This window comes from Lacinutrix sp. Hel_I_90 (genome assembly GCF_000934685.1).
In the GTDB taxonomy this organism is placed as follows: domain Bacteria; phylum Bacteroidota; class Bacteroidia; order Flavobacteriales; family Flavobacteriaceae; genus Lacinutrix.
In genome coordinates this window covers 1,937,790-1,958,478 of sequence record NZ_JYNQ01000001.1, presented here as the reverse complement: position 1 = coordinate 1,958,478, position 20,689 = coordinate 1,937,790, and the positions used below count along the sequence as shown (strand labels likewise).

Genomic DNA, 20,689 nt, shown 5'->3' with positions numbered 1-20,689 from the left:
ACTCTGTTTAATTTTCCGAAGAAAAACTAAAAGATTTCTAATTTTCTCCAGACTGCGCTTTGGCATCTTCAATCATTTTTTCATTTGGCAAAATAGCCACGTTTACACGTCTGTTTTTTGCGCGACCTTCAGCTGTGCTGTTGTCATGCATTGGCTGAGATTCTCCAAACCAATTCGTAGTAAATCTTGAAGCACTTAAGCCTTTGTTTGTAAGATAGCTTGTAACGGCATAGGCTCTGTTTTTAGATAAGGTCATGTTTGCTTCGTCTGAACCAACGCTATCTGTATGTCCTACAACTAAAATGTTAGTGTCAGGGTACTCTTTAAAAATACCTACCAATTTGTTAAGTGATTCCTGTGAAGCAGCATTAACATTATACTTAGCAGTGTCAAAAAACACACCACTGTTTTCATCAAAAGTAATAACGATGGCATCATCTATACGTTCAACTTGAGCTCCAGGGATTTCTTCTTCAATTTTTTGAGCTTGTTTGTCCATTTTTGCACCAATTAATACACCAGCACCTCCACCTACTACACCGCCAATAACAGCACCTAATTCGCCATTACCACCTTTGCCTACATTATTACCTATGATGGCTCCTAAAACGGCTCCACCAGTCGCACCAATTACGGCACCTTTTTGTTTGTTGTTTGCGTTTTTTATTGCGGTACAACTCGACATGCTAACTATTAAAAGTAAAGCAGATAAAGCTATGATTGATTTTTTTATTATTAATTTCATGTTTTTATAGTTTTGAAAAGTTCATATTAATTGTAAATGGTTTTCCATCTACAGATACAGTTTGTTGCCACTGCATACTCATCTCTGAAAGTTGAGATAGTTTTAATCTAAAACCTTGATTGGTTTCACTATTGCCTTTAGCATCGGTTGGTTTTAATAAGAAATGATACAAGCCTGTAGTTTCGTCTATCTCTTGAATAGTGAAATTAAAATTTCTATCTCCAGTTGTACAATTTGTGTTTGCAATGCTGTATATCCCTGTGTTATTATTTGGGATAAATTGCCATTTACTTTGCTCAAAGCATTGCTTTGAAGCATCATTGAATATGGTGACGTTGTAAGTACCCGCTTCACTGTAATTGATGGCGTTGAGTACCCATTGTCCTTTAATGGTGTTTTTTGACTGTCTTACTGTCTTTGAAGCACCACAGCTAAACAGCAGTGCAACCACTAAAATGGTTATTATTTTTTTCATGATTTTGAATTAATGTTATATTAGTTTAGTTAAAAGTACAGTCTTTAAACTGAGGTTTTATTAAATAAAATCCAATTACCAAAACTTTAACTAAGTGTGTGTTATACGACGTCTATATGTGCTCAATAGCATCAGGAAAACACTAAGCCATTATAAAAAATTGATATTTAATGCATTAAGATAATAACAATTAGGTTAATTACCTGTCTGCGACTTATATTAAGGGAGTACTGGAGGCTTTTTGAAATAATCTTATTTAAATCTATAAAGCGTGTAAACACCCGTCTTTTTGCTAAAACCACCCCATATGTAGTTGTCATTGTGAATAAAAACAGATTGCAATGGAGCGTCTTGTAGTTTTTTTTCTTCAATAAAATGGTTAATTATATCAAAAGAATTTAAAGGAATATTACCAGGTATGTGCTCAAAATCTGAAGTAAATAAACAATTAATTCGTGTAGATTTAGTAGTGGAATAGGAGTCGAATGCTGAAAGTAGAATACCAACTCCTATTCCGCCTATAAGGGTGCCAATTATTATTTTATTGGACTGTCTTTTCTCACTAGCGCCAAGAGTAACAATTAAAGCGTTATCATTTTCGTACGCCGTGATGCCTATCTTAGAACCAGAAATTTTTCTTAAGAATTTAGATGTTTTTTCTAGTTCTCGATAACTATCAAACTCACCACCTTCTTGAATTATTGGAGTATTTTTAAATGCAATGGGTTGGTCTTTGTCGATTTCATAAGATTTAATTAGTGCTTTTGAGCTTAAATTATAAACATTGAAATTTAATTTCTTATTATTAGAATAGATATTGAAAAAATAATCTTTGAAGATATAAGAATTAGAATTTGCCCCATAGAACTTTTCGTTATAGTCGTCATTTTCAAATACGTCTAATGAATGGGAAGCCTCTTTTAAATTGAGATTAATAATGTAAGTGTATTTATTAAAAAGGTTGTTAGTTAACTTCAATTGTCCCTTTTTGTAATATATTTTCGTGAAAGCATTGGTTTTTTCAAGAGCATTTGGAACCCCGTTTTCAATAGTTTTCACACTTGAGAAATTAGGGTTTCCAAAGATGAGGTCAGCTATATTATACTCCCAACCTTTATCACTCATAATTTTTTCGTGAGATAAATCGAATGTCTGAGAACCTACATAACCATCAGTATTTAATTGATAGGTTTTTAATATTGAACTCTTTTTAGTGGCCGTTAAAATGTTTATTTCGTTGTCATCAACAAGGAAGTCTATAACTTTTTCCTTTTTTAAATCAAGGCCTATGCGTTCTATAGTTTTAAAATTTTTAGTTTTAAAATTTATCGTAACAAGACTAAATTTTGTTTTGGATGTATTGCTAAAGTATAAAGAATACGTGTCATCTTTATAGATTGTTCCTATTAGAAAATCTGCTTTTTTAGGAATTGCTATAGAACTAATCGTTTGTTTTAATCTGTTTTGATCATCATATAAATAGCCAAATATATATTTTCTATTTTTGAAAATAAGAGCGAATTCGTTTGTCGTTTTGTTTGCAATGGGTAATACTTCGTTGGGTGTAAACTGGGTGGTTTGCGAATTAATATCACAGCCAATCCATACCTCTTGCGAAGTGGCTTCAAAACTTACGATGAAAACAAACACTAGTAAGAGGCGTTTCATATTAGCTAATATGTAATCCATTAGTAACATTAGCATCATCTGGGTTTACAAATACCAATTTGCCTTCTGCAGTCTCGGTCATTAAAATCATGCCTTGGCTTTCTACGCCACGTAGTGCTCTTGGTGCCAAATTCACTAATACAGTTACTTTTTTACCGACTACTTCTTCTGGTGAAAAGCTTTCAGCAATACCAGACACAATGGTGCGTACATCAATACCTGTGTCTACTTTTAACACTAAAAGTTTTTTGGTTTTTGGCATTTTTTCAGCTTCCAGAATAGTACCTACACGCAGATCTAGTTTTGTAAAATCATCAAAAGTAATCGTCTCTTTTTGAGGTTCTAGTACTTTATTGGCGGCTTCATTTGCTAATTTACTGGCTTCTAATTTATCCAGTTGTGTTTGTATTTGCTCGTCTTCAATTTTACTAAAGAGGAGTTCGCCTTGACCTATTTTGTGACCAGCAGGTAACAGGACTTGTTTTGTAGCAAGATCTTCCCAAGTCGCTTCTGCATCCAGTGCCGCATGACAAAGCATGTTTTTTAACTTATTAGAGGTAAAGGGTAAAAACGGCTCGCTTAAGGTTGCCAAAGCAGAGGCTATTTGAAGCGCAACATACATAATGGTTTGTGTACGCGCTTCATCTGTTTTTACTAATTTCCATGGTTCTTCGTCTGCCAAATACTTGTTTCCAAGTCTTGCTAAATTCATTAATTCCTGAGACGCTTCTCTAAAACGGTAACGTTCTAGGGAGCTTTCAATAACAGAAGGGTAGGCTTTAACTGCCGCCAGAGTTTCTTCATCTATTGATGAGTAGGTGGAGGGTTCAGGAACATGACCTTCATAATATTTGTTAGTTAACACAACAACACGATTAATAAAGTTTCCAAAAATGGCCACCAACTCATTATTATTTCTCGCCTGAAAATCTTTCCAAGTAAAGTCGTTATCCTTAGTTTCTGGAGCATTTGCCGTTAGTGCATAACGCAAGACATCTTGTTGATTTGGAAAATCTATAAGGTATTCTGGTAACCAAACGGCCCAATTTTTAGAGGTTGATAATTTATTGCCTTCTAGATTTAAAAATTCATTTGCAGGCACATTATCTGGTAGAATATAGGATCCCTCAGCTTTTAACATCGCTGGGAAAATAATACAGTGAAATACAATATTATCTTTACCTATAAAGTGTACTAGCTTCGTGTTTTCATCTTTCCAATAGGGTTTCCAATCTTTACCAACACGCGCAGCCCATTCTTTAGTTGCTGAGATGTAACCAATAGGCGCATCAAACCAAACATACAACACTTTGCCTTCGCCACCTGGTACAGGTACGGGGATGCCCCAATCTAAATCACGTGTTACCGCTCTGGGTCTTAAACCATCATCGATCCATGATTTTACTTGTCCGTAGACATTAGATTTCCAATCTTTCTTATGACCTTTAAGAATCCAATCTTTTAAAAACTGCTCATGCTTATTTAATGGCAAAAACCAGTGTTTTGTTTCTTTTAATGTTGGCACATTTCCTGTGATTGCCGATTTAGGATTAATTAAATCCATTGCATTGTGGCTCGTTCCACATTTTTCACATTGATCACCATAACTTTCTTCATTCCCGCACTTAGGGCAGGTGCCAACGACAAAGCGATCTGCTAAAAACTGATTGGCCTGAGCATCATACAATTGTTCTGAGACCTCTTCAATAAATTCGCCCTTGTCGTATAAGGTTTTAAAAAATTCTGAAGCCGTGTCATGATGAATTTTTGCAGAGGTACGCGAATAATTATCAAAAGTAATTCCGAAGTCAACAAAAGAATCCTTTATAATCTTATGGTAGCGGTCTACGATCACTTGAGGCGTTACTCCTTCCTTTTTAGCTTTAATAGTAATAGGAACGCCGTGTTCATCACTTCCACAAATGAAAGCCACATCGTTTCCTGTTAATCTTTTATAGCGTGCGTAAATATCTGCAGGCACGTAAACACCTGCCAAATGGCCAATATGTATTGGTCCGTTGGTGTATGGTAAGGCAGCAGTAATCGTATATCTTTTCGACATTATATGAATCTTTTGAAGTCGTAAAATTAAGGATTTTATACCAATTCTATTATCTCTTTAGGCTAAAAGCTTTAATAGGTGATTTAATTATTAACGATCTCATAATTATCGGTTTATTAGCGTATAAGTAACCTGTTGAGATACGATCTATTTACTGTTTTTTATTTAGCCGCCTTTTAGCGGCTTCTTACTTTGGTTTTTAAATCGAATAATAATGATATTATTATCCGTTTAATAAAATGTGTATTTTTACGGTATGATTAAAAATGCAGTTTCTATTTATTTGTTTTGTCTGGTTTTTTTCTTCGGAAGAAACTTGGCATTGGCTCAAGAATTTAATTCACAAAAAAACACTACGACTTTGATACAACCTCCATATTTAAAAGCGGGTGATACCGTAGCTATTGTTGCACCTTCAGGTATTTTAAAAAACCGAAATGATGAGGTTTTAAGAGCTAAAAAATTATTGGAAAGTTGGGATTTAAAGGTGGTAGTTGGACCACACATCTTTAGTAAAGCCGATCATTTTGCTGGTACCGATGCCGAACGTTGTGAAGATTTCCAAAACGCATTAGACAATCCAAATATAAAAGCCATTTGGAGCGCCCGTGGTGGTTATGGTACGGTTAGAATTTTAGACAAATTAGACTACTCAAAATTTTTGCAAAATCCGAAATGGATTATCGGGTATAGTGATATTACAGCCTTACACAATCAAGTGCATACTAAAGGTGTTGAATCGTTACACGCCATAATGTGTGTGAGTTTAACGGACGATTTATCGGATATTAAAGAAAGTGTTGCGACCTTTAAATCGGCAATTTTTGGAATCCCGTTGCGCTATACGTTGACGGGTTCAACCTATAACAGAGAAGGAAACACTAGAGGACAGTTAGTAGGCGGTAATTTAACGATGTTACATACAATGTTGGGCTCAGACACGAGTATTAATTTGGATGGTAAAATCCTGTTTATTGAAGAAATAGGGGAATACAAATACCATATCGACCGGATGTTACAAAGCTTGAAACGCGCTGGCTATTTTAAAAACTGTAAAGGTGTTCTTGTTGGTGATATGACAAAACTAAGAAAGAATACCACACTTTGGGGCACCAGCGTCGAGCAACTTGTTTTAGATGCTTTAGCGGAATATGATTTTCCAATCGCTTTTAATATGCCTGCAGGTCATGAAGACGATAATCGTGCCATGATTTTGGGGCGAACCATTACGTTGAAGGTTGAAAAGGAAAAGACTAGTATTGTTTTTGAATAATAGAAAGACATTGAAATAAGAGAGTGTAGGATGAGGTTCCTGCATCTGCAGGAATTTATGGCAAAACACAACGAACTGGGTAAAAAAGGAGAGCAACTCGCCGTCGATTTTTTAATTAAAAATGGCTACGAGATTATGGCACGTAATTATCGTTTTGATAAAGCAGAGGTTGATATTATCGCGCAGATAGAAGGTATACTAGCTATTGTAGAAGTTAAAACACGGTCAACGATAGACTTCGGTAATCCACAAGATTTTGTAAAACCAAAACAAATGCAACGCTTGGTAAAAGCTGTTGATGAATATGTTAACGTAAATGGTTTAGATGTTGAGGTGCGTTTTGATATTATTGCCATTGTTAAGGAAGGCAAAAAGTACACGATTGAGCATTTAGAGAATGCATTTTATCATTTTTAAAACAGGTACAAACCCAAGGTTAAGAGGTGAATGGGTGGCGTATCTTGCGATTTTAATTTTTTATATCTAACATTTTTCCATAAAAAAAGCGCCGGTCAACGGCGCTTTTTTTGTGCTAATTATTTTAATCTTTAGGAAGAATACCGTCTTTATTAAACATTTCAGACTCCTTAAAACGTAAGGTTTTCCAAGAGGTGCCTTTAAGTCCGTTTAAAACAAATTCTTTGTTATCTATCGCAACTGTAAATTGAAAGTCTGTTAAGTTTTTATCTACCGCCTTAGGTGCGGCGTTTGCACTAACCATGCCATATTCATCTACACTTTGGACGCTTTTATTATATGTTGTTGCATTAAATTCTAAATCTGTCCAGGCGCAACCCGTAACGCATTTAAGTTTTATATTCTGTCCTGCTTTACTAATACTAATAACAAAGTCATCGGAATTAGATTGAGCAGAAGCAACTGTTGTTGTTAGCATGATCATTATTAAACCTAAAACAGGCAGTACTAAATTTGAAATTTTTTTCATGATATCTAAATTTTGAAATTAATTTTCTTTGTTTGATTTTAATAAGTTCTCAAAATAAGGCTTGAATTCAGTAAAATCATAAGGTTTAGCTACTATCGTTTTATCTTTATCTAAAATAAAATAGCTTGGTGTACCTTGGGCATTATATCTATTTCCTATTTCATTTTCCCATTTTCCTTCACCAAAAACATGGTAAAAATCAGGGTAGTCGTAGGTCATATTTCTCCAGCGCTCCGAATCTGTATCTAGTGCCACTGCAACAACCTGAAGTTGGCCTTCTTCCAATGTTTTAGTGTAGTCTCTTAATTTAGGCATTTCGTCTAAACAGTGCGAACACGTTGTATTCCAGAAAATCACTAAATAGTGTGATGCAGTATCTAATTCACTTAATTTTTTAAGAGCGACCTTATTTTCCTTGTCTTTTATTTCAATAGCGAAATCTGGAGCAGTCTTACCTAAAGAAGCCATTTCAAAATAGATGAGATTGTCTGCTAATTCTTTATCAGCTGTTGCCTTGGCAATAGCTAATAAATAGTTAGAAGCAACATAATTGGCTAAGGTTTCATTTTTAGCATTGACAAACTTATTCCATAAAATCTTTAAAATGGTTTTCTTAACCTTTGGGTTATTTCCTATTTCTTTAACCACTGTATCTACATTTTCCATGTAAGATGCCTCTTTACTATTTTCATTAACAAACCCAAAGACATAATTAACAGCGTTACTAATTAAAAAATTAGAATTTTGAAGTTGTTTGTTGCTGAAATCAATATTCTTAAAGTAATTCGCTTTTACATTATTTGAAAACGTTGATACATCTTCATGTTTTGAAGGTATATAGGGTTTACAAGCTTTAATAAAATTTTGAACAATCATCCCTTCAGATGCTTTTTCAAACTCTTGTTGTGTGCGTTTTAGAATATCAAAAATATCTTTAAACCCTTTCTTATCTTCTTTTTGAGAACCATAATAATTACGGATGCTTCTATTCACTAAGGCGATACTTCTGTTATACGATTTATATAATTTATTTTCCTGAGATTTAACAAAAGTGACTCCTTTTTCTAAATCAAATTGAAGTTCAACATCTTCTTTTCCGTTTAAAATGAGATCAAAATTATAGTCCTCTTGCGGTTGCGCATAAACTATGCGATAGGTGCCAGGAATAACAGCTTTAGTGGAATCTAATTTTAGTTCAAACGCCCCTTTTTCATTCACTTCGGCATTAGTAACAAAAAGAGACGTTTCTGCTGTTACACGATATAAAAAAGCAAAGTTAAACTGCTCTGCTGGTGTAAAGGTGCCTTTTACGCTATGTTGGGCTAATAACATGGCTGGTAAAATAGCGAATAGGAAAAGTAATCTTTTAGTCATCATTACTGGTTTTTGTTCTGCTTAGACAAAAATTAAGCCAAAATAGGCTGTAGGGCTTTTAAGGCTTGTTTTACTGTTTTTATATGTTCAAAGGTAAGTAATAATCGTAAACCATTTCTGGTTTGCTTTTCTTTCATCTTACCCAAAGTTGGATTTTTTTGTATGTATTGTAGGAGTTTAGTAAAGTTTGTGCTTTGATAAAAACCACTTTTTTGGTCGTTAATGAAGTAACCTACGAGCTTTCCTTTTTTCATGATTACTTTTTCCAGACCCAATTTTGTGGCTACCCATTTAAGACGTACGCTATTTAATAAATCTTCTACTGGAACTGGTAATTCGCCAAAACGATCAATAAGTTCTGTTTCAAATTTCTCAAGTTCAGCTTCGGTTTTAAAATTGTTAAGTTGTGTGTATAGGTTAAGTCTTTCGGTAATGTTATTGACATAATCGTCTGGAAATAGTAATTCGAAATCAGTATCGATGGTCATGTCTTTTACATACTCTTTTGTTTCAATATCTTCAGGATATAAATCTTTAAACTCAGATTCTTTAAGCTCTTCAATGGCTTCATTTAAAATTTTCTGATAGGTATCAAAACCTATTTCATTAATGAAACCACTTTGCTCTCCACCCAATAAATCACCAGCACCACGAATTTCTAAATCTTTCATGGCGATATTGAAACCACTCCCTAATGCTGTAAACTGCTCTAATGCCTGAATACGTTTCCTGGCGTCGTTAGTCATTGCAGAATATTCTGGTGTAATAAAATAACAAAAGGCTTTTTTATTGCTTCGGCCTACACGACCACGCATTTGGTGCAAATCACTCAAGCCAAAATTATTTGCATTATTTATGAAAATAGTATTTGCATTTGGTACATCAAGTCCGCTTTCAATAATAGTAGTACTCACCAAAACGTCAAAAGCACCTTCCATAAAAGATAACATGAGTTCTTCTAATTTTTTTCCATCTAGTTGCCCATGCCCAATCCCGATTTTTGCATCTGGTACTAATCGTTGAATCATACCAGCGACTTCTTTAATGTTTTCAATACGGTTATGGATGAAAAATATCTGCCCGCCGCGCGCTATCTCATAGCTTACCGCATCCCGAATGGTTTCTTCACTAAAACGAATCACATGACTTTCTATAGGATAACGATTTGGTGGTGCTGTGGTAATCACCGATAAATCTCTTGCAGCCATTAAACTAAACTGAAGTGTTCTTGGAATAGGCGTCGCTGTTAAGGTCAAAACGTCTACATTGTCTTTTAGTGTTTTGAGTTTCTCTTTTACGGCAACTCCAAATTTTTGTTCTTCATCAACAATAAGCAATCCTAAGTCATTAAATTTTACATTTTTATTAACTAGTTGATGCGTCCCAATAATAATATCAACATGTCCTTTTTCTAACTTCTCTAAGGTTTCTCGTTTTTCTTTCGCCGTACGAAAACGATTCACATAATCTACAGTTACCGGAAACTCCTTTAGTCGCTCACTAAACGTTTTATGGTGCTGAAACGCTAAAATGGTTGTGGGTACTAAAACGGCGACCTGCTTACCATTATCGACAGCTTTAAAAGCGGCACGTATAGCAACTTCTGTTTTGCCAAAACCAACATCACCACAAATTAAGCGATCCATAGGACGCTCACTTTCCATGTCTGTTTTAATATCTGCAGTTGCTGTAATTTGATCTGGTGTGTCTTCGTAAATAAAAGAAGCTTCTAATTCGTGTTGTAAATACGTGTCTTGCTTGTATTGGTAGCCTTTTTCAAGCTTACGTTTCGCGTAAAGTTTTATTAAGTTAAAAGCAATGTGCTTGACTCTTGACTTTGTTTTTTCTTTAAGGACTTTCCATGCTTTACTACCTAGTTTATAAATTTTAGGCGGCTTACCGTCTTTACCATTAAACTTGGTGATTTTATGTAGTGAATGAATACTTAAATACAACACATCACGTTCACCATAAACAAGCTTAATAGCTTCTTGTTTTTTGCCTTCTACATCTATTTTTTGCAGGCCGCCAAACCGACCAATACCATGATCGATGTGTGTAACATAGTCCCCAATGTCTAAATTTGTAAGTTCTTTTAAAGTTATGGCTTGCTTTTTTGCATAGCCATTTTTTAAATGAAATTTATGGTAGCGTTCAAAGATTTGATGGTCTGTGTAACACACCAATTTATAATCGTGATCTATAAAACCTTGAAATAGCGAAATGATGATGGTTTCATAATGCACGTCTTGCTCTACATCATCAAAAATATCATGAAACCGTTTGGCTTGTTGTTCGCTAATACAAGCAATATAGTTTTTATAACCCTTATTATGATTCCTATTTAAATCATCAATTAATAAGTCAAATTGCTTATTAAAGGAAGGTTGAGGTGTGGTATTGAAGCTAATGTTTTCTTTTGAGCTCAGCCAGGCTTCACTACCAAACTCAACGACATTAAAATCTAATAATTGTTTTTTTAGTAAGGTTGTATTACAAAATAATTCAATGGGCTCAGCATGTTTCACCTCGGTTGAAAGGCTTTTAAAGGCCTGTTCCGCTTTTTCAAAAAAGTCATCGATTCTGGAAAAGAGTAAATCGATGTTTTTAGTGAAAACAACTGTTTTCGATGCAATATATTTTAGGAAACTGGCACGTGATTCTTCAAGAAATTTATTTTCTACATTAGGAATAATCCCGATTTTCTTTATTTGCTCGTTTGAGAGCTGTGTTTCAACATCGAAGGTTCTAATACTATCCACTTCATCGCCAAAAAACTCGATACGGTAAGGCTCATCGTGTGAGAAAGAAAAGACATCAACAATACCACCACGTACTGAAAATTCCCCAGGTTCTGTAACGAAATCAACACGTTTAAATTTGTACTCGAATAAAATTTCGTTAACAAAATCGATACTTAGGTTATCACCAACATTTATTTTTAGCGTATTCCTTTCCAGTTCTTTTCTGGTGACTACTTTCTCAAATAACGCATCTGGATACGTCACTATAATTGCGGGTTTTTTTTGGGAGTTGATTCGGTTTAAAACCTCGGCGCGCAACAAGACATTGGCGTTGTCTGTTTCTTCTATTTGGTAAGGTCTGCGGTAACTTCCAGGATAGAACAGGACATCCTTTGTATTGAGGAGTTGTTCTAAATCGTTGAGGTAAAAGGCCGCTTCTTCTTTGTCGTTAAAAACAAGCAAAAATGGTTTTTGGGCATTTTTAAAACTCTCGGCGATGACAAAGGATAATGCAGAGCCAACCAGACCTTTTACATGCGATTTTGTTTCCGTTTGGGTAATAGCAGTCTGCAGTTTTTGCAGTTGCAAAGACTTTAAATAAGTTTGCGAGATTAGTGTTTTGCTCACGTATTTTGTATTGAATAGCAAATATAAGTGTTATACCAATCAAACTAAAAAAAATCAAGCATTTGATGTGTGTTCAACAGTGTTATTTAATTCTTTAATGCCCCTGTTGTGGGGTGCAAGCTAAAAACAACAACTTACGACCGAAGAAAATTATAAACGCCTTTGCCTTCAGCAACTAAAACACCTTGTTGAAATGCTTTCATTTTTGTCACCATAATGCGATTACCCATTCGCACTAACTTGCCCTCGAAAATAAGGTCTTCGCCCTCAGCAAACCGCAGATAGTCTATTCGCAAATCAATAGTTGAAAGCTTATCATCGGGTGATTCAAAATTGGCAATCCCAATAGCACCACCAACAGAGTCCATAATTGTGGCCATAATACCACCGTGCCAACGATTCGTGCGAATATCGCCAACAAAGTCTTTGCGAAAGGGAACTTTAATTCGAATGAACTCTTTTTCAATAAGCTCTACTTTTAAACCAAAATATTTATGAATTGGAATGTCTTCTTCGGCTAACCGAATTAATCTTTCTTTAGTTGCTTTATCCATAAAAGTAAATTTACAAAATTTCTCATTGAGCAGGATAGCCATCGGAAAGAATATAATTTACAGACGTTATAAAAGAGGGCAAATATGGTCTTCTCTACGAGTTCCTGTTTTGGTCTCTACAACACCTCTAGAATTTAAGTAGTAACCAGAGGAGTAGATGCTTTAGTGGTTGGAGCATTGTTGAAGGGCCTCGCAAAGAGCGACTGCGGATAAGGCGGTATTTTACACCTCTTTGAAAGAAGTAAAAGGAATGCCCAAAAAAAGAAACTTTTAATTTTAAAAGATTTGAAGTTTAACTATCTTTGCGCCACTTAAAAATTAAAAAATATATGTCATTTTCAGATTTATTTGATAGCGGATTTAAAAAGCGTAATGAAGATCATTTTGCTTCAATTGTTAGAGTTGCCATGGATGATGGAATTATTAGCGAAGAGGAAAAAAAGTTTTTAGACCGTTTGGCACGTAATTTAGATATTAGTGAGGGCGATTATAAGATTATTTTAAAGGATTACCAATCACACCCTATTAATCCTCCAACGTCTTACGATAGCCGTTTAGAGCGCTTATATGACTTAGCGCGTATGGTTTATGTAGACCATATTAAAGGCAATCAAGAGGAGGTTTTATTAAGAAAAATTGGTGTTGGTCTGGGCTTTAACCCAGAGAATGTAAAGTACGTTGTTGATAAAGCATTAATTTTAGTAGGTAACGGTGTTGATTTAGAGACGTTTACAGAAGAAATTAAACAAATGAATAGATAATTTCCTATTAGAGTATATAAAAAAAGCAAGCGTAATCGCTTGCTTTTTTTATATGTATGTTTTTGCTTTTTTTAGAGCTGCACTTTAATAAGTGGTTATGCGGTCGTGTGAGCGTCACGAAAAAAGAGCAAATCGTATTGTAAACGATTTTAAGCTTTTTGCATAAATTCTTCAGCTTTCAGTACCATATTTTTACTTCCGCAGAAAAATGGAACACGTTGATGTAGTTCTGTAGGGTCAATATCTAAAATTCGAGTAAAACCGTCACTTGCTTTACCATTAGCTTGTTCTGCAATAAACGCCATAGGGTTACATTCATATAACAAACGCAATTTCCCATCAGAATTTTTAGAGCTTTTAGGATACATATAAATCCCTCCTTTTATCATGTTTCTATGAAAATCTGACACTAAACTGCCAATGTACCTTGACGTATAAGGCCGGTCTTCTTCCTCTTTTTGGCAATATTTAATATAGTCTTTTACACCTTGTGGAAAGTGGTTGTAATTGCCTTCGTTTACTGAATAAATGTTGCCATCTTCAGGAAATCGCATCTTTGGGTGCGATAAATAAAAAGTACCTAAAGCCGGATTTAAAGTAAAACCGTTAACGCCATAACCTGTAGTGTATACGAGCATGGTAGACGTGCCGTAGACCACATAGCCTGCAGCAACTTGTTGATTTCCTTTTTGTAAAAAATCTTCTAAAGTTACTGGTGTTCCTACTGGAGTTACCCGTCTGTAAATTGAAAAAATGGTACCCACAGACACATTAACATCAATGTTAGAGGAGCCATCTAATGGGTCGATTAAAACCACATATTTATTTTGGTTATTTTTATCCTGACTGTTTATTGAAATAAAGTTGTCCTCTTCTTCACTGGCAATACCACAAACTATATTTCTATTGGTTAAGGTTTGAATGAATTTGTCATTAGCGTAAACATCTAGTTTTTGCTGGTCTTCACCTTGAATATTGGTGTCTCCTGCAGTGCCAATAATATCTACTAAACCTGCTTTATTCACTTCGTGATTTACTACTTTTGCTGCGAGGCGAATGGAGTTGATTAATCGTGATAGTTCTCCGGAAGTATATTTAAAAGACGATTGATTTTCAATGATAAATTCTCCTAAAGTTTGGTTTTTTCTTGACATAAAAATGAGACTTATTTTTTGCAAATATCTGACTTTTTTAGCGACCTACAACGTTTTCGTTAATTATTAAAACTGAAACTATTGAAGTTTAAACTATATTTGAAACTAAATTTAAATGTATGCCTTTTACTATTCGTTTAGCTAATGCAGCAGATATGCAAAGTGTTCATGATCTAATTGTGGAGCTTGCAGTCTATGAAAAAGAACCAGAAGCCGTGGCTATTTCTGTTGAAGATTTAAAACGGGATGGCTTTGGTGCGTTGCCAAAATTTACTTGTTTTGTAGCCGAAAAAGAACAGGCAATTGTTGGAATCGCCCTAGTATACAAACGCTATTCTACTTGGAAAGGAGAGGTTTTACATCTTGAAGATTTAATAGTGAGTCATAAAATGCGAGGCAGTGGTTTGGGTACTGCGTTGCTTGATGAAGTTGTAAAATACGGACAGGCATTAGGCGTTAAACGTATTTCTTGGGAAGTGATAGACTGGAACGAATCGGCCATTACTTTTTACGAAAAAAAAGGAGCGAATGTGATGCGTGATTGGGATGTTGTACAATTAAATGAAGCCGGTATAATAAATTATTTGAACAATATTTAATGAGAGTATTCAAGTTTGGTGGTGCCTCTGTAAAAGATGCATATGGGGTGAAAAACGTTATTCGTGTACTAGAAAAAGTAGGGTATAAAGATACGCTTATCGTTGTTTCAGCAATGGGAAAAACCACGAATGCACTAGAACTTGTTATTGATAAATATTTAAATGACAAAGAAAATCTGGCTCACGAATTACTCGAGGTTAAAACTTATCATACTACTATTATAAATGACCTGTTTGAAACCGACCAACATCCCGTTTATCAAGCCGTAGCATTGCTTTTTGAAGAACTACAGCTGTTTTTAAATAGTAATAAATCGCCAGATTATAACTTTATTTATGATCAAGTGATTGGTTGTGGCGAGTTAGTATCATCTACAATAATTAGTCACTATTTAAATGAAATGCATTTAAAAAATAACTGGTTAGACGTTAGAAAATGTATTAAAACCGACAATTATTATCGACGAGCGAATGTAGATTGGGAAGCTACGCAAGCACATATTTCAAAAGCAGTAGCGCCCGCAACATTATATATAACACAAGGGTTTTTAGCAAGTGACAGTAATAACTTTACGACCACTTTAGGGCGGGAAGGCAGTGATTATACCGCTGCTATTTTTGCATACTGTTTAAATGCTGAAAGTGTTACGATATGGAAAGACGTTCCTGGTGTTTTAAATGGAGATCCGCGACATTTTAGTAATGCGAAGTTATTAAATACTATTTCCTATACTGAAGCGATTGAATTAGCCTTTTATGGGGCTTCTGTTATTCACCCGAAAACATTACAACCGTTGCAGCGCAAGGAAATCCCGTTGCACGTAAAATCATTTTTAAATCCAGAAGATAGAGGAACAACAGTTAATAAAACAAAAGGGATTGAGCCAAAAGTACCTTGTTTTATTTTAAAACAAAATCAAGTGTTGTTATCCTTATCCACTTTGGATTTTTCATATATCGTTGAAGAAAATATTAGCGAGATTTTCACTTTATTAGCCTTGTATAAAATGAAAGTAGATGTGATTCAAAATTCTGCCATTAGTTTTTCGGTGTGTTTTGAAAATGCTTACAATAATTTGGAGCCTTTGTTGTTACATTTAAAAGCAAAGTTTAAAGTAACTTGCCAGAATAATGTTTCCTTATATACCATCAGGCATTTTGATGACCTATCGATTAAAACATTACAACAGGGTAAAACGGTTTTATTAAAACAATTATTTCAAGAAACAGTTCAAATTGTAACTGAATAATCTATTGCTTACATTTGTAGCAACTAACTAAAAATAAACTATGGGATTAGTAACAGCAAAAGAGGTTTCGAAGGCAATACACCTTGATAAATATGGTGTTTTTGGAACTTTTGCTGGATGGTTATTGATGAAAGTCTTAAAAATTTCTAAACTCAATGAAATTTACAATCGCAATAAGCACTTAAGCGAAATAGAATTTCTTGATGCTATTTTAGAGGAGTTTCAAATAAAGTTCGAAATTCCTGAAGAAGACTTAAAACGCTTACCAAAAGAAGGGGCTTACATAACGGTTTCTAATCATCCTTTGGGTGGTATTGATGGGATTTTGTTATTGAAATTAATGCTGGAACAGCGTCCGGATTTTAAAATCATTGCTAATTTTTTGTTGCATCGTATAGAGCCGATGAAGCCATTTATTATGCCTGTTAACCCGTTTGAAGATCGTAAAGATGCGAAGTCGAGTGTGCTTGGTTTTAAAAATGCAATTTTACATATTCGCGAAGGGCATCCACTCGGTATTTTTCCTGCAGGTGAGGTTTCAACCTACAAAGACGGCAAATTAATGGTCGATAAGCCTTGGGAAGAAGCGGCTATGAAATTGGCTCAAAAAGCAAATGTACCTATTGTTCCTATTTATTTTCATGCTAAAAACAGTAATCTGTTTTATAAGCTTTCAAAAATTAACGATACGTTTAGAACCGCCAAATTACCTTCAGAGTTGTTAACACAAAAGCGCAGAACTATTAAGGTTAGAGTAGGAAAGGCTATTTCGGTTAATGATCAAGACGAGCATAAGACACTGGAAGAGTTTTCTGATTTTATTAGAAGAAAAACCTACATGTTATCTAATGCTTTTGAACCTAAAGAGAAAAGAATTAGCAGTATTTCTTCTAGTCTAAAGGCTTATAAAATTCCCAAGAAAATTGTGACGCCCGTAGACTCTAAAATCATGATTAATGAGGTAAAAGCACTTCTAAAAAATGACCGTCGTTTATTAATAAGTAAAAATTATGAAGTCTATTTAGCACCAGCAAAAGAAATCCCTAACATTCTTCGTGAAATAGGAAGATTACGTGAAATTACGTTTAGAGAAGTTGGAGAAGGCACTAATGAAGCTATAGACTTAGATACTTTTGACACGTACTATTACCATATGTTTTTATGGGATAATGAAAAAAAATTGATTGCTGGAGCTTATAGAATGGGACTAGGGTCTAAGATTTTTGAAGCTTTTGGAATTGATGGATTTTATCTTCAGGATTTATTCCGTTTTGAGCCAGAGTTGCATAAAATGATGAGCGAATCTATAGAGCTTGGTCGTGCATTTATTATTAAAGAATACCAGCAAAAACCAATGCCTTTATTTTTACTTTGGAAAGGCATTGTACATACTACTTTGCGTCATCCAGAGCATAAGTTTTTAATTGGTGGTGTAAGTATAAGCAATCAGTTTTCAAATTTCTCAAAATCTTTAATGATTGAGTTTATGAAATCTCATTATTACGATCCTTATATTGCGCAATATGTGCGTCCTAAAAAAGAATTTAAGGTAAAACTTAAAGATGCCGATAAAGACTTCGTTTTTGATGCTACAGAAGCCGATTTGAATAAGTTCGATAAAATTATCGATGAAATAGAACCTGGTGCATTAAGACTTCCGGTATTGTTGAAAAAATATATCAAACAGAATGCACGATTAGTCGCATTTAATGTGGATCCTTTATTTAATAATGCGGTTGATGGCTTAATGTATATTAAAATCGCAGATTTACCAGAGAGTACAGTACGTCCGGTAATGGAAGAGTTTCAAGCCGAATTTGAAAGTAAAGATCCTAATGCTAATGGTGTTATTGAAGATTGATTTTTAAAAAATGCCACTTGATTCCTATGAGGTTAAAAAAAAGGCTATTACAGGCCATCTTATTTCTTAGCTTGAATGTCGTCTTCTCTCAAACATTAACCGGGAAATTAAAAGACAGAAATACGAACGAACCGATTGTAGGGGCTTCAGTATATTTTGATAACACCTCGTATGGAACAACCACTAATTTTGATGGTGAATTTTCGTTATCCTTAAAGAATGAAATAAGGTCTCCATTGGTGATTTCTTTTGTGGGCTATGAAAGCATTATATTTAATACTATAGATTTTGACAAGGTTTATAATTTATCATTAAAACCAGATGTAAACGCTTTAGAAGAGGTTGTATTAGATAGTAAAGATGAATGGTCCCGACCATTTAAATTAATTCAATTTAAGCGAGAATTTTTAGGACGGTCAGAATTTGGACAAGCCTGTACTATTTTAAATGAAGACGTACTTGTATTAAATTTTGACAGGGACACCAAACAACTTGTGGCTTCATCAAAAGCACCATTAGTGATTAATAATACAGCTTTAGATTATAAAGTTAGATACGATTTAAATAATTTTAGTATCGTGTATAATATGGATACTGAATCTACTTTAGACCTTGAAAAGACCTATAAAACTGTTGCTTCTGTTTCCTACTCAGGCACTACTTTTTTTGAAGATTTACCTTCTAATAAGCATAGGAAAGCTTTAAAAAACAGAAAAGAAGCATTTACAGGGTCTGCATTGCACTTTATGCGTGCGGTAGCAAATAACAGGTTAAAGGAAGAAAAATTTAAAATTTTTAAAGGGGCTTATCAAATTAAGCCTGAATCTCAAATAAGAGTATTTAAAAGTGATAGCTCTGAAATTACTGAAGTAGAAATTCCGATAAAATTAAATATTCTTTGTAAAGGCAGACAATCTGCAATAGAAAGTGAAGTCAAACGCTTTCAAATTGATGTCTTTGGGAACCATGCACCTGTTGATAAAGTGTTGTTTGGTGGTTTTATGGGAAATCAGCGTATGGGTGATGCCCTGCCACTTAATTATGGTTTATAAGATTAAGGAATGAAAAGCGACTTAGTCTTTAAACCAATCCACTTAATTTTTAACAAAAACAGCATTAACTGCAGGATTGGATGCATTTAGTAGATCCTGATTAGTAGTATAAACAAGGTTTTGACTTTGATGGTTTATTTTAAAAAAGTCCAGATAAACTGTTATCTGGACTTCTAAGATTTTAGAACCAAGGTTTACGGCCAACTTGATAGGTGTTGTAAAATTCTGCGTCCGTTTTTGTGAGATACATAATACCTTCAACAAGTCCGATTACAGAAACTAAGGCTGTTGGAATACCACACAAGAACCAACCCAAAACACCAATTGCTGCCATTATGATGCCTTCCTTTTGATAGCCCAAAATAAATTTATGAACACCAAGCCAGCCTAATAATATGGCTGTAATTCCAGCTAATATCTTTTTGTTTTCTGCTGAGTTGCCAAAGGTTTCTTTAGCACTATTTGAAAACTCATTTGCTGTTTTTTTTGCATCATCAGCAAATTCTCCTGCTTTATCAGCCGCTTTTTTTGCGCCTTCTTTAGCGTCACCTAACATATCGTCAAGATTATCATTTAAGTTTTTTTCGTCAGACATTTTTAATTTTTGTTTTTATTGGTTGAGGGATAAAGTTAATAAAATTTTGATTCCTTTTACAAAAAAGCTTGGTCTACTGGCTCCCAAAGTTCAATTTTGTTACCATCATTGTCTAAAATCCAACCAAATTTTCCATAATCATATACTTCCATTTCGCCTACAATAGTAACGCCTTCCTCTTGTAATACCGCTAATAATTCTTTAAGATTTTCCACACGATAGTTAAACATAAAATCTTTTTTAGAAGGGGCATAATATTCTGTGTCTTCTTTAAAGGGTGACCACTGGGTGGAGCAATCCTTACCGTCTTTGTCTTTCCACCAAAAGGTACAACCGTAATCATCGGTATTAAATCCTAAATGCTTGTTATACCATTCTTTTGTTTGTTTTGGGTCTTTGGTTTTAAAGAATAATCCACCAATACCTGTGACACGTTTTTTCATATAAAATGTTTTTTTTCATTTCCCTGAAGACGGAAAGCTATTTATTAAGTTTCGTTTTTTTATAAAGTGTTATCCATTCTTCAACACTCATTTTACAAAGTAATGCTTCAATTAATTCGTACGGTATTGCCTCTGTTTTCTTAAAGCGAACGCAGCTCTTCCCCATGTCTAACTTGTATTTAGAGTGTTTTGGGTATTCTGCTACAAACCAATCGTAGAGCTCTTTTTTAGCATACAAGCCAGAATGGTATAATGCAATAAAGTTTTTTTGTGAGGCTACATTTATAAAGGGTAAAGGTGGATACGGTTTGCAATGGTATCCTTCTGGGTATATAGCTTTTGGGACATAATAGGCTAACATGCCATAAGCCATTCCGGACTCTAATCCATTTGGCATGTTCTTTTTTATAACCTCATGCAGCTTTGAAACCGGTGCTTTTCTGTCTTCAGGAAGTTGAGAAATATATTCTTCTGGAGTTTTGGCGTTTGAAGTCATAACTGTTAGA

General features: G+C 34.5%; 19 protein-coding genes. 7 read left to right on the top strand and 12 right to left on the bottom strand.

What is annotated here, in order from left to right:
* Positions 1-37 precede the first annotated feature (37 nt).
* From GQ46_RS08685 to metG, 4 genes are all read right to left on the bottom strand, one after another.
* Positions 38-745: an OmpA family protein gene (locus GQ46_RS08685; RefSeq protein WP_044400622.1), complete on the bottom strand. Its 708-nt coding sequence runs from the start codon at positions 743-745 to the stop codon at positions 38-40.
* Positions 746-749: 4 nt separating this feature from the next.
* A complete protein-coding gene (locus GQ46_RS08680) occupies positions 750-1,220 on the bottom strand; it encodes a lipocalin family protein (protein ID WP_044400619.1) in 471 nt (156 codons plus the stop codon).
* 252 nt (positions 1,221-1,472) lie between these two features.
* Positions 1,473-2,888 carry a hypothetical protein gene (locus GQ46_RS08675; protein ID WP_156133131.1) on the bottom strand — a complete coding sequence of 472 codons (1,416 nt, stop codon included), beginning with the start codon at positions 2,886-2,888 and terminating at the stop codon, positions 1,473-1,475.
* Position 2,889: 1 nt separating this feature from the next.
* Entirely contained in the window at positions 2,890-4,950 is a 2,061-nt protein-coding gene (metG, locus tag GQ46_RS08670) for a methionine--tRNA ligase (protein WP_044400612.1), read from the bottom strand.
* 256 nt (positions 4,951-5,206) lie between these two features.
* On the opposite strand from metG, the gene GQ46_RS08665 reads away from it, so the two are divergent.
* Entirely contained in the window at positions 5,207-6,223 is a 1,017-nt protein-coding gene (locus GQ46_RS08665; protein ID WP_082041731.1) for an LD-carboxypeptidase, read from the top strand.
* Positions 6,224-6,280: 57 nt separating this feature from the next.
* Positions 6,281-6,640, top strand: a complete 360-nt coding sequence (locus GQ46_RS08660; protein ID WP_044404777.1) for a YraN family protein — start codon at positions 6,281-6,283, stop codon at positions 6,638-6,640.
* A gap of 124 nt (positions 6,641-6,764) precedes the next feature.
* Here the strand turns inward: GQ46_RS08660 and GQ46_RS08655 are convergent, their stop codons facing one another.
* The 4 genes from GQ46_RS08655 to GQ46_RS08640 form a co-directional block, all read right to left on the bottom strand.
* Positions 6,765-7,169: a hypothetical protein gene (locus GQ46_RS08655; RefSeq protein ID WP_044400609.1), complete on the bottom strand. Its 405-nt coding sequence runs from the start codon at positions 7,167-7,169 to the stop codon at positions 6,765-6,767.
* Between the two features lie 18 nt (positions 7,170-7,187).
* Positions 7,188-8,543 (bottom strand): TlpA disulfide reductase family protein, encoded by a 1,356-nt coding sequence (locus GQ46_RS08650; RefSeq protein WP_044400606.1) that lies wholly within the window; start codon positions 8,541-8,543, stop codon positions 7,188-7,190.
* Between the two features lie 32 nt (positions 8,544-8,575).
* Complete coding sequence (mfd, locus tag GQ46_RS08645; protein ID WP_044400604.1) at positions 8,576-11,914, bottom strand: transcription-repair coupling factor; 3,339 nt, start codon at positions 11,912-11,914, stop codon at positions 8,576-8,578.
* Between the two features lie 134 nt (positions 11,915-12,048).
* Positions 12,049-12,468, bottom strand: coding sequence for a hotdog fold thioesterase (locus tag GQ46_RS08640; protein ID WP_044400602.1), 420 nt, complete (start codon positions 12,466-12,468; stop codon positions 12,049-12,051).
* Between the two features lie 329 nt (positions 12,469-12,797).
* Between GQ46_RS08640 and GQ46_RS08635 the strand changes: the two genes are divergently transcribed.
* Positions 12,798-13,229 (top strand): fructose 1,6-bisphosphatase, encoded by a 432-nt coding sequence (locus GQ46_RS08635; protein ID WP_044400600.1) that lies wholly within the window; start codon positions 12,798-12,800, stop codon positions 13,227-13,229.
* 149 nt (positions 13,230-13,378) lie between these two features.
* On the opposite strand, the gene fbp is transcribed toward GQ46_RS08635, so the two are convergent.
* The gene (fbp, locus tag GQ46_RS08630; RefSeq protein ID WP_044400598.1) at positions 13,379-14,383 is read right to left on the bottom strand and encodes a class 1 fructose-bisphosphatase; all 1,005 of its coding nucleotides are present in this window, start codon (positions 14,381-14,383) and stop codon (positions 13,379-13,381) included.
* Positions 14,384-14,502: 119 nt separating this feature from the next.
* On the opposite strand from fbp, the gene GQ46_RS08625 reads away from it, so the two are divergent.
* Genes GQ46_RS08625 through GQ46_RS08610 form a run of 4 tightly spaced genes read left to right on the top strand, consistent with a single transcriptional unit; the run spans position 14,503 to position 19,145 of the window.
* Positions 14,503-14,982 carry a GNAT family N-acetyltransferase gene (locus GQ46_RS08625; RefSeq protein ID WP_044400596.1) on the top strand — a complete coding sequence of 160 codons (480 nt, stop codon included), beginning with the start codon at positions 14,503-14,505 and terminating at the stop codon, positions 14,980-14,982.
* Positions 14,982-16,232, top strand: coding sequence for an aspartate kinase (locus GQ46_RS08620; RefSeq protein ID WP_044400593.1), 1,251 nt, complete (start codon positions 14,982-14,984; stop codon positions 16,230-16,232). The genes GQ46_RS08625 and GQ46_RS08620 overlap by 1 nt, the downstream gene beginning before the upstream one ends.
* Before the next feature lie 40 nt (positions 16,233-16,272).
* Complete coding sequence (locus tag GQ46_RS08615; protein ID WP_044400590.1) at positions 16,273-18,093, top strand: lysophospholipid acyltransferase family protein; 1,821 nt, start codon at positions 16,273-16,275, stop codon at positions 18,091-18,093.
* Between the two features lie 26 nt (positions 18,094-18,119).
* A complete protein-coding gene (locus GQ46_RS08610) occupies positions 18,120-19,145 on the top strand; it encodes a carboxypeptidase-like regulatory domain-containing protein (RefSeq protein ID WP_044400587.1) in 1,026 nt (341 codons plus the stop codon).
* Positions 19,146-19,326: 181 nt separating this feature from the next.
* Here GQ46_RS08610 and GQ46_RS08605 read toward each other — a convergent pair whose 3' ends face one another.
* From GQ46_RS08605 to GQ46_RS08595, 3 genes are read right to left on the bottom strand one after another with little or no spacing between them, the layout of a single operon-like run.
* Positions 19,327-19,740, bottom strand: a complete 414-nt coding sequence (locus tag GQ46_RS08605) for a TM2 domain-containing protein (RefSeq protein ID WP_044400582.1) — start codon at positions 19,738-19,740, stop codon at positions 19,327-19,329.
* Between the two features lie 56 nt (positions 19,741-19,796).
* A complete protein-coding gene (locus tag GQ46_RS08600) occupies positions 19,797-20,183 on the bottom strand; it encodes a VOC family protein (RefSeq protein ID WP_044400579.1) in 387 nt (128 codons plus the stop codon).
* Positions 20,184-20,220: 37 nt separating this feature from the next.
* Complete coding sequence (locus GQ46_RS08595; protein WP_044400576.1) at positions 20,221-20,679, bottom strand: DUF1801 domain-containing protein; 459 nt, start codon at positions 20,677-20,679, stop codon at positions 20,221-20,223.
* Positions 20,680-20,689 lie beyond the last annotated feature (10 nt).

Bases quoted from the DNA above. Each gene is read 5' to 3' on its own strand.
- GQ46_RS08685 (WP_044400622.1), bottom strand. From the start codon at position 745: ATGAAATTAATAATAAAAAAATCAATCATAGCTTTATCTGCTTTACTT.
- GQ46_RS08680 (WP_044400619.1), bottom strand. From the start codon at position 1,220: ATGAAAAAAATAATAACCATTTTAGTGGTTGCACTGCTGTTTAGCTGT.
- GQ46_RS08675 (WP_156133131.1), bottom strand. From the start codon at position 2,888: ATGAAACGCCTCTTACTAGTGTTTGTTTTCATCGTAAGTTTTGAAGCC.
- metG (WP_044400612.1), bottom strand. From the start codon at position 4,950: ATGTCGAAAAGATATACGATTACTGCTGCCTTACCATACACCAACGGA.
- GQ46_RS08665 (WP_082041731.1), top strand. From the start codon at position 5,207: ATGATTAAAAATGCAGTTTCTATTTATTTGTTTTGTCTGGTTTTTTTC.
- GQ46_RS08660 (WP_044404777.1), top strand. From the start codon at position 6,281: ATGGCAAAACACAACGAACTGGGTAAAAAAGGAGAGCAACTCGCCGTC.
- GQ46_RS08655 (WP_044400609.1), bottom strand. From the start codon at position 7,169: ATGAAAAAAATTTCAAATTTAGTACTGCCTGTTTTAGGTTTAATAATG.
- GQ46_RS08650 (WP_044400606.1), bottom strand. From the start codon at position 8,543: ATGACTAAAAGATTACTTTTCCTATTCGCTATTTTACCAGCCATGTTA.
- GQ46_RS08640 (WP_044400602.1), bottom strand. From the start codon at position 12,468: ATGGATAAAGCAACTAAAGAAAGATTAATTCGGTTAGCCGAAGAAGAC.
- GQ46_RS08635 (WP_044400600.1), top strand. From the start codon at position 12,798: ATGTCATTTTCAGATTTATTTGATAGCGGATTTAAAAAGCGTAATGAA.
- fbp (WP_044400598.1), bottom strand. From the start codon at position 14,383: ATGTCAAGAAAAAACCAAACTTTAGGAGAATTTATCATTGAAAATCAA.
- GQ46_RS08625 (WP_044400596.1), top strand. From the start codon at position 14,503: ATGCCTTTTACTATTCGTTTAGCTAATGCAGCAGATATGCAAAGTGTT.
- GQ46_RS08620 (WP_044400593.1), top strand. From the start codon at position 14,982: ATGAGAGTATTCAAGTTTGGTGGTGCCTCTGTAAAAGATGCATATGGG.
- GQ46_RS08615 (WP_044400590.1), top strand. From the start codon at position 16,273: ATGGGATTAGTAACAGCAAAAGAGGTTTCGAAGGCAATACACCTTGAT.
- GQ46_RS08610 (WP_044400587.1), top strand. From the start codon at position 18,120: ATGAGGTTAAAAAAAAGGCTATTACAGGCCATCTTATTTCTTAGCTTG.
- GQ46_RS08605 (WP_044400582.1), bottom strand. From the start codon at position 19,740: ATGTCTGACGAAAAAAACTTAAATGATAATCTTGACGATATGTTAGGT.
- GQ46_RS08600 (WP_044400579.1), bottom strand. From the start codon at position 20,183: ATGAAAAAACGTGTCACAGGTATTGGTGGATTATTCTTTAAAACCAAA.
- GQ46_RS08595 (WP_044400576.1), bottom strand. From the start codon at position 20,679: ATGACTTCAAACGCCAAAACTCCAGAAGAATATATTTCTCAACTTCCT.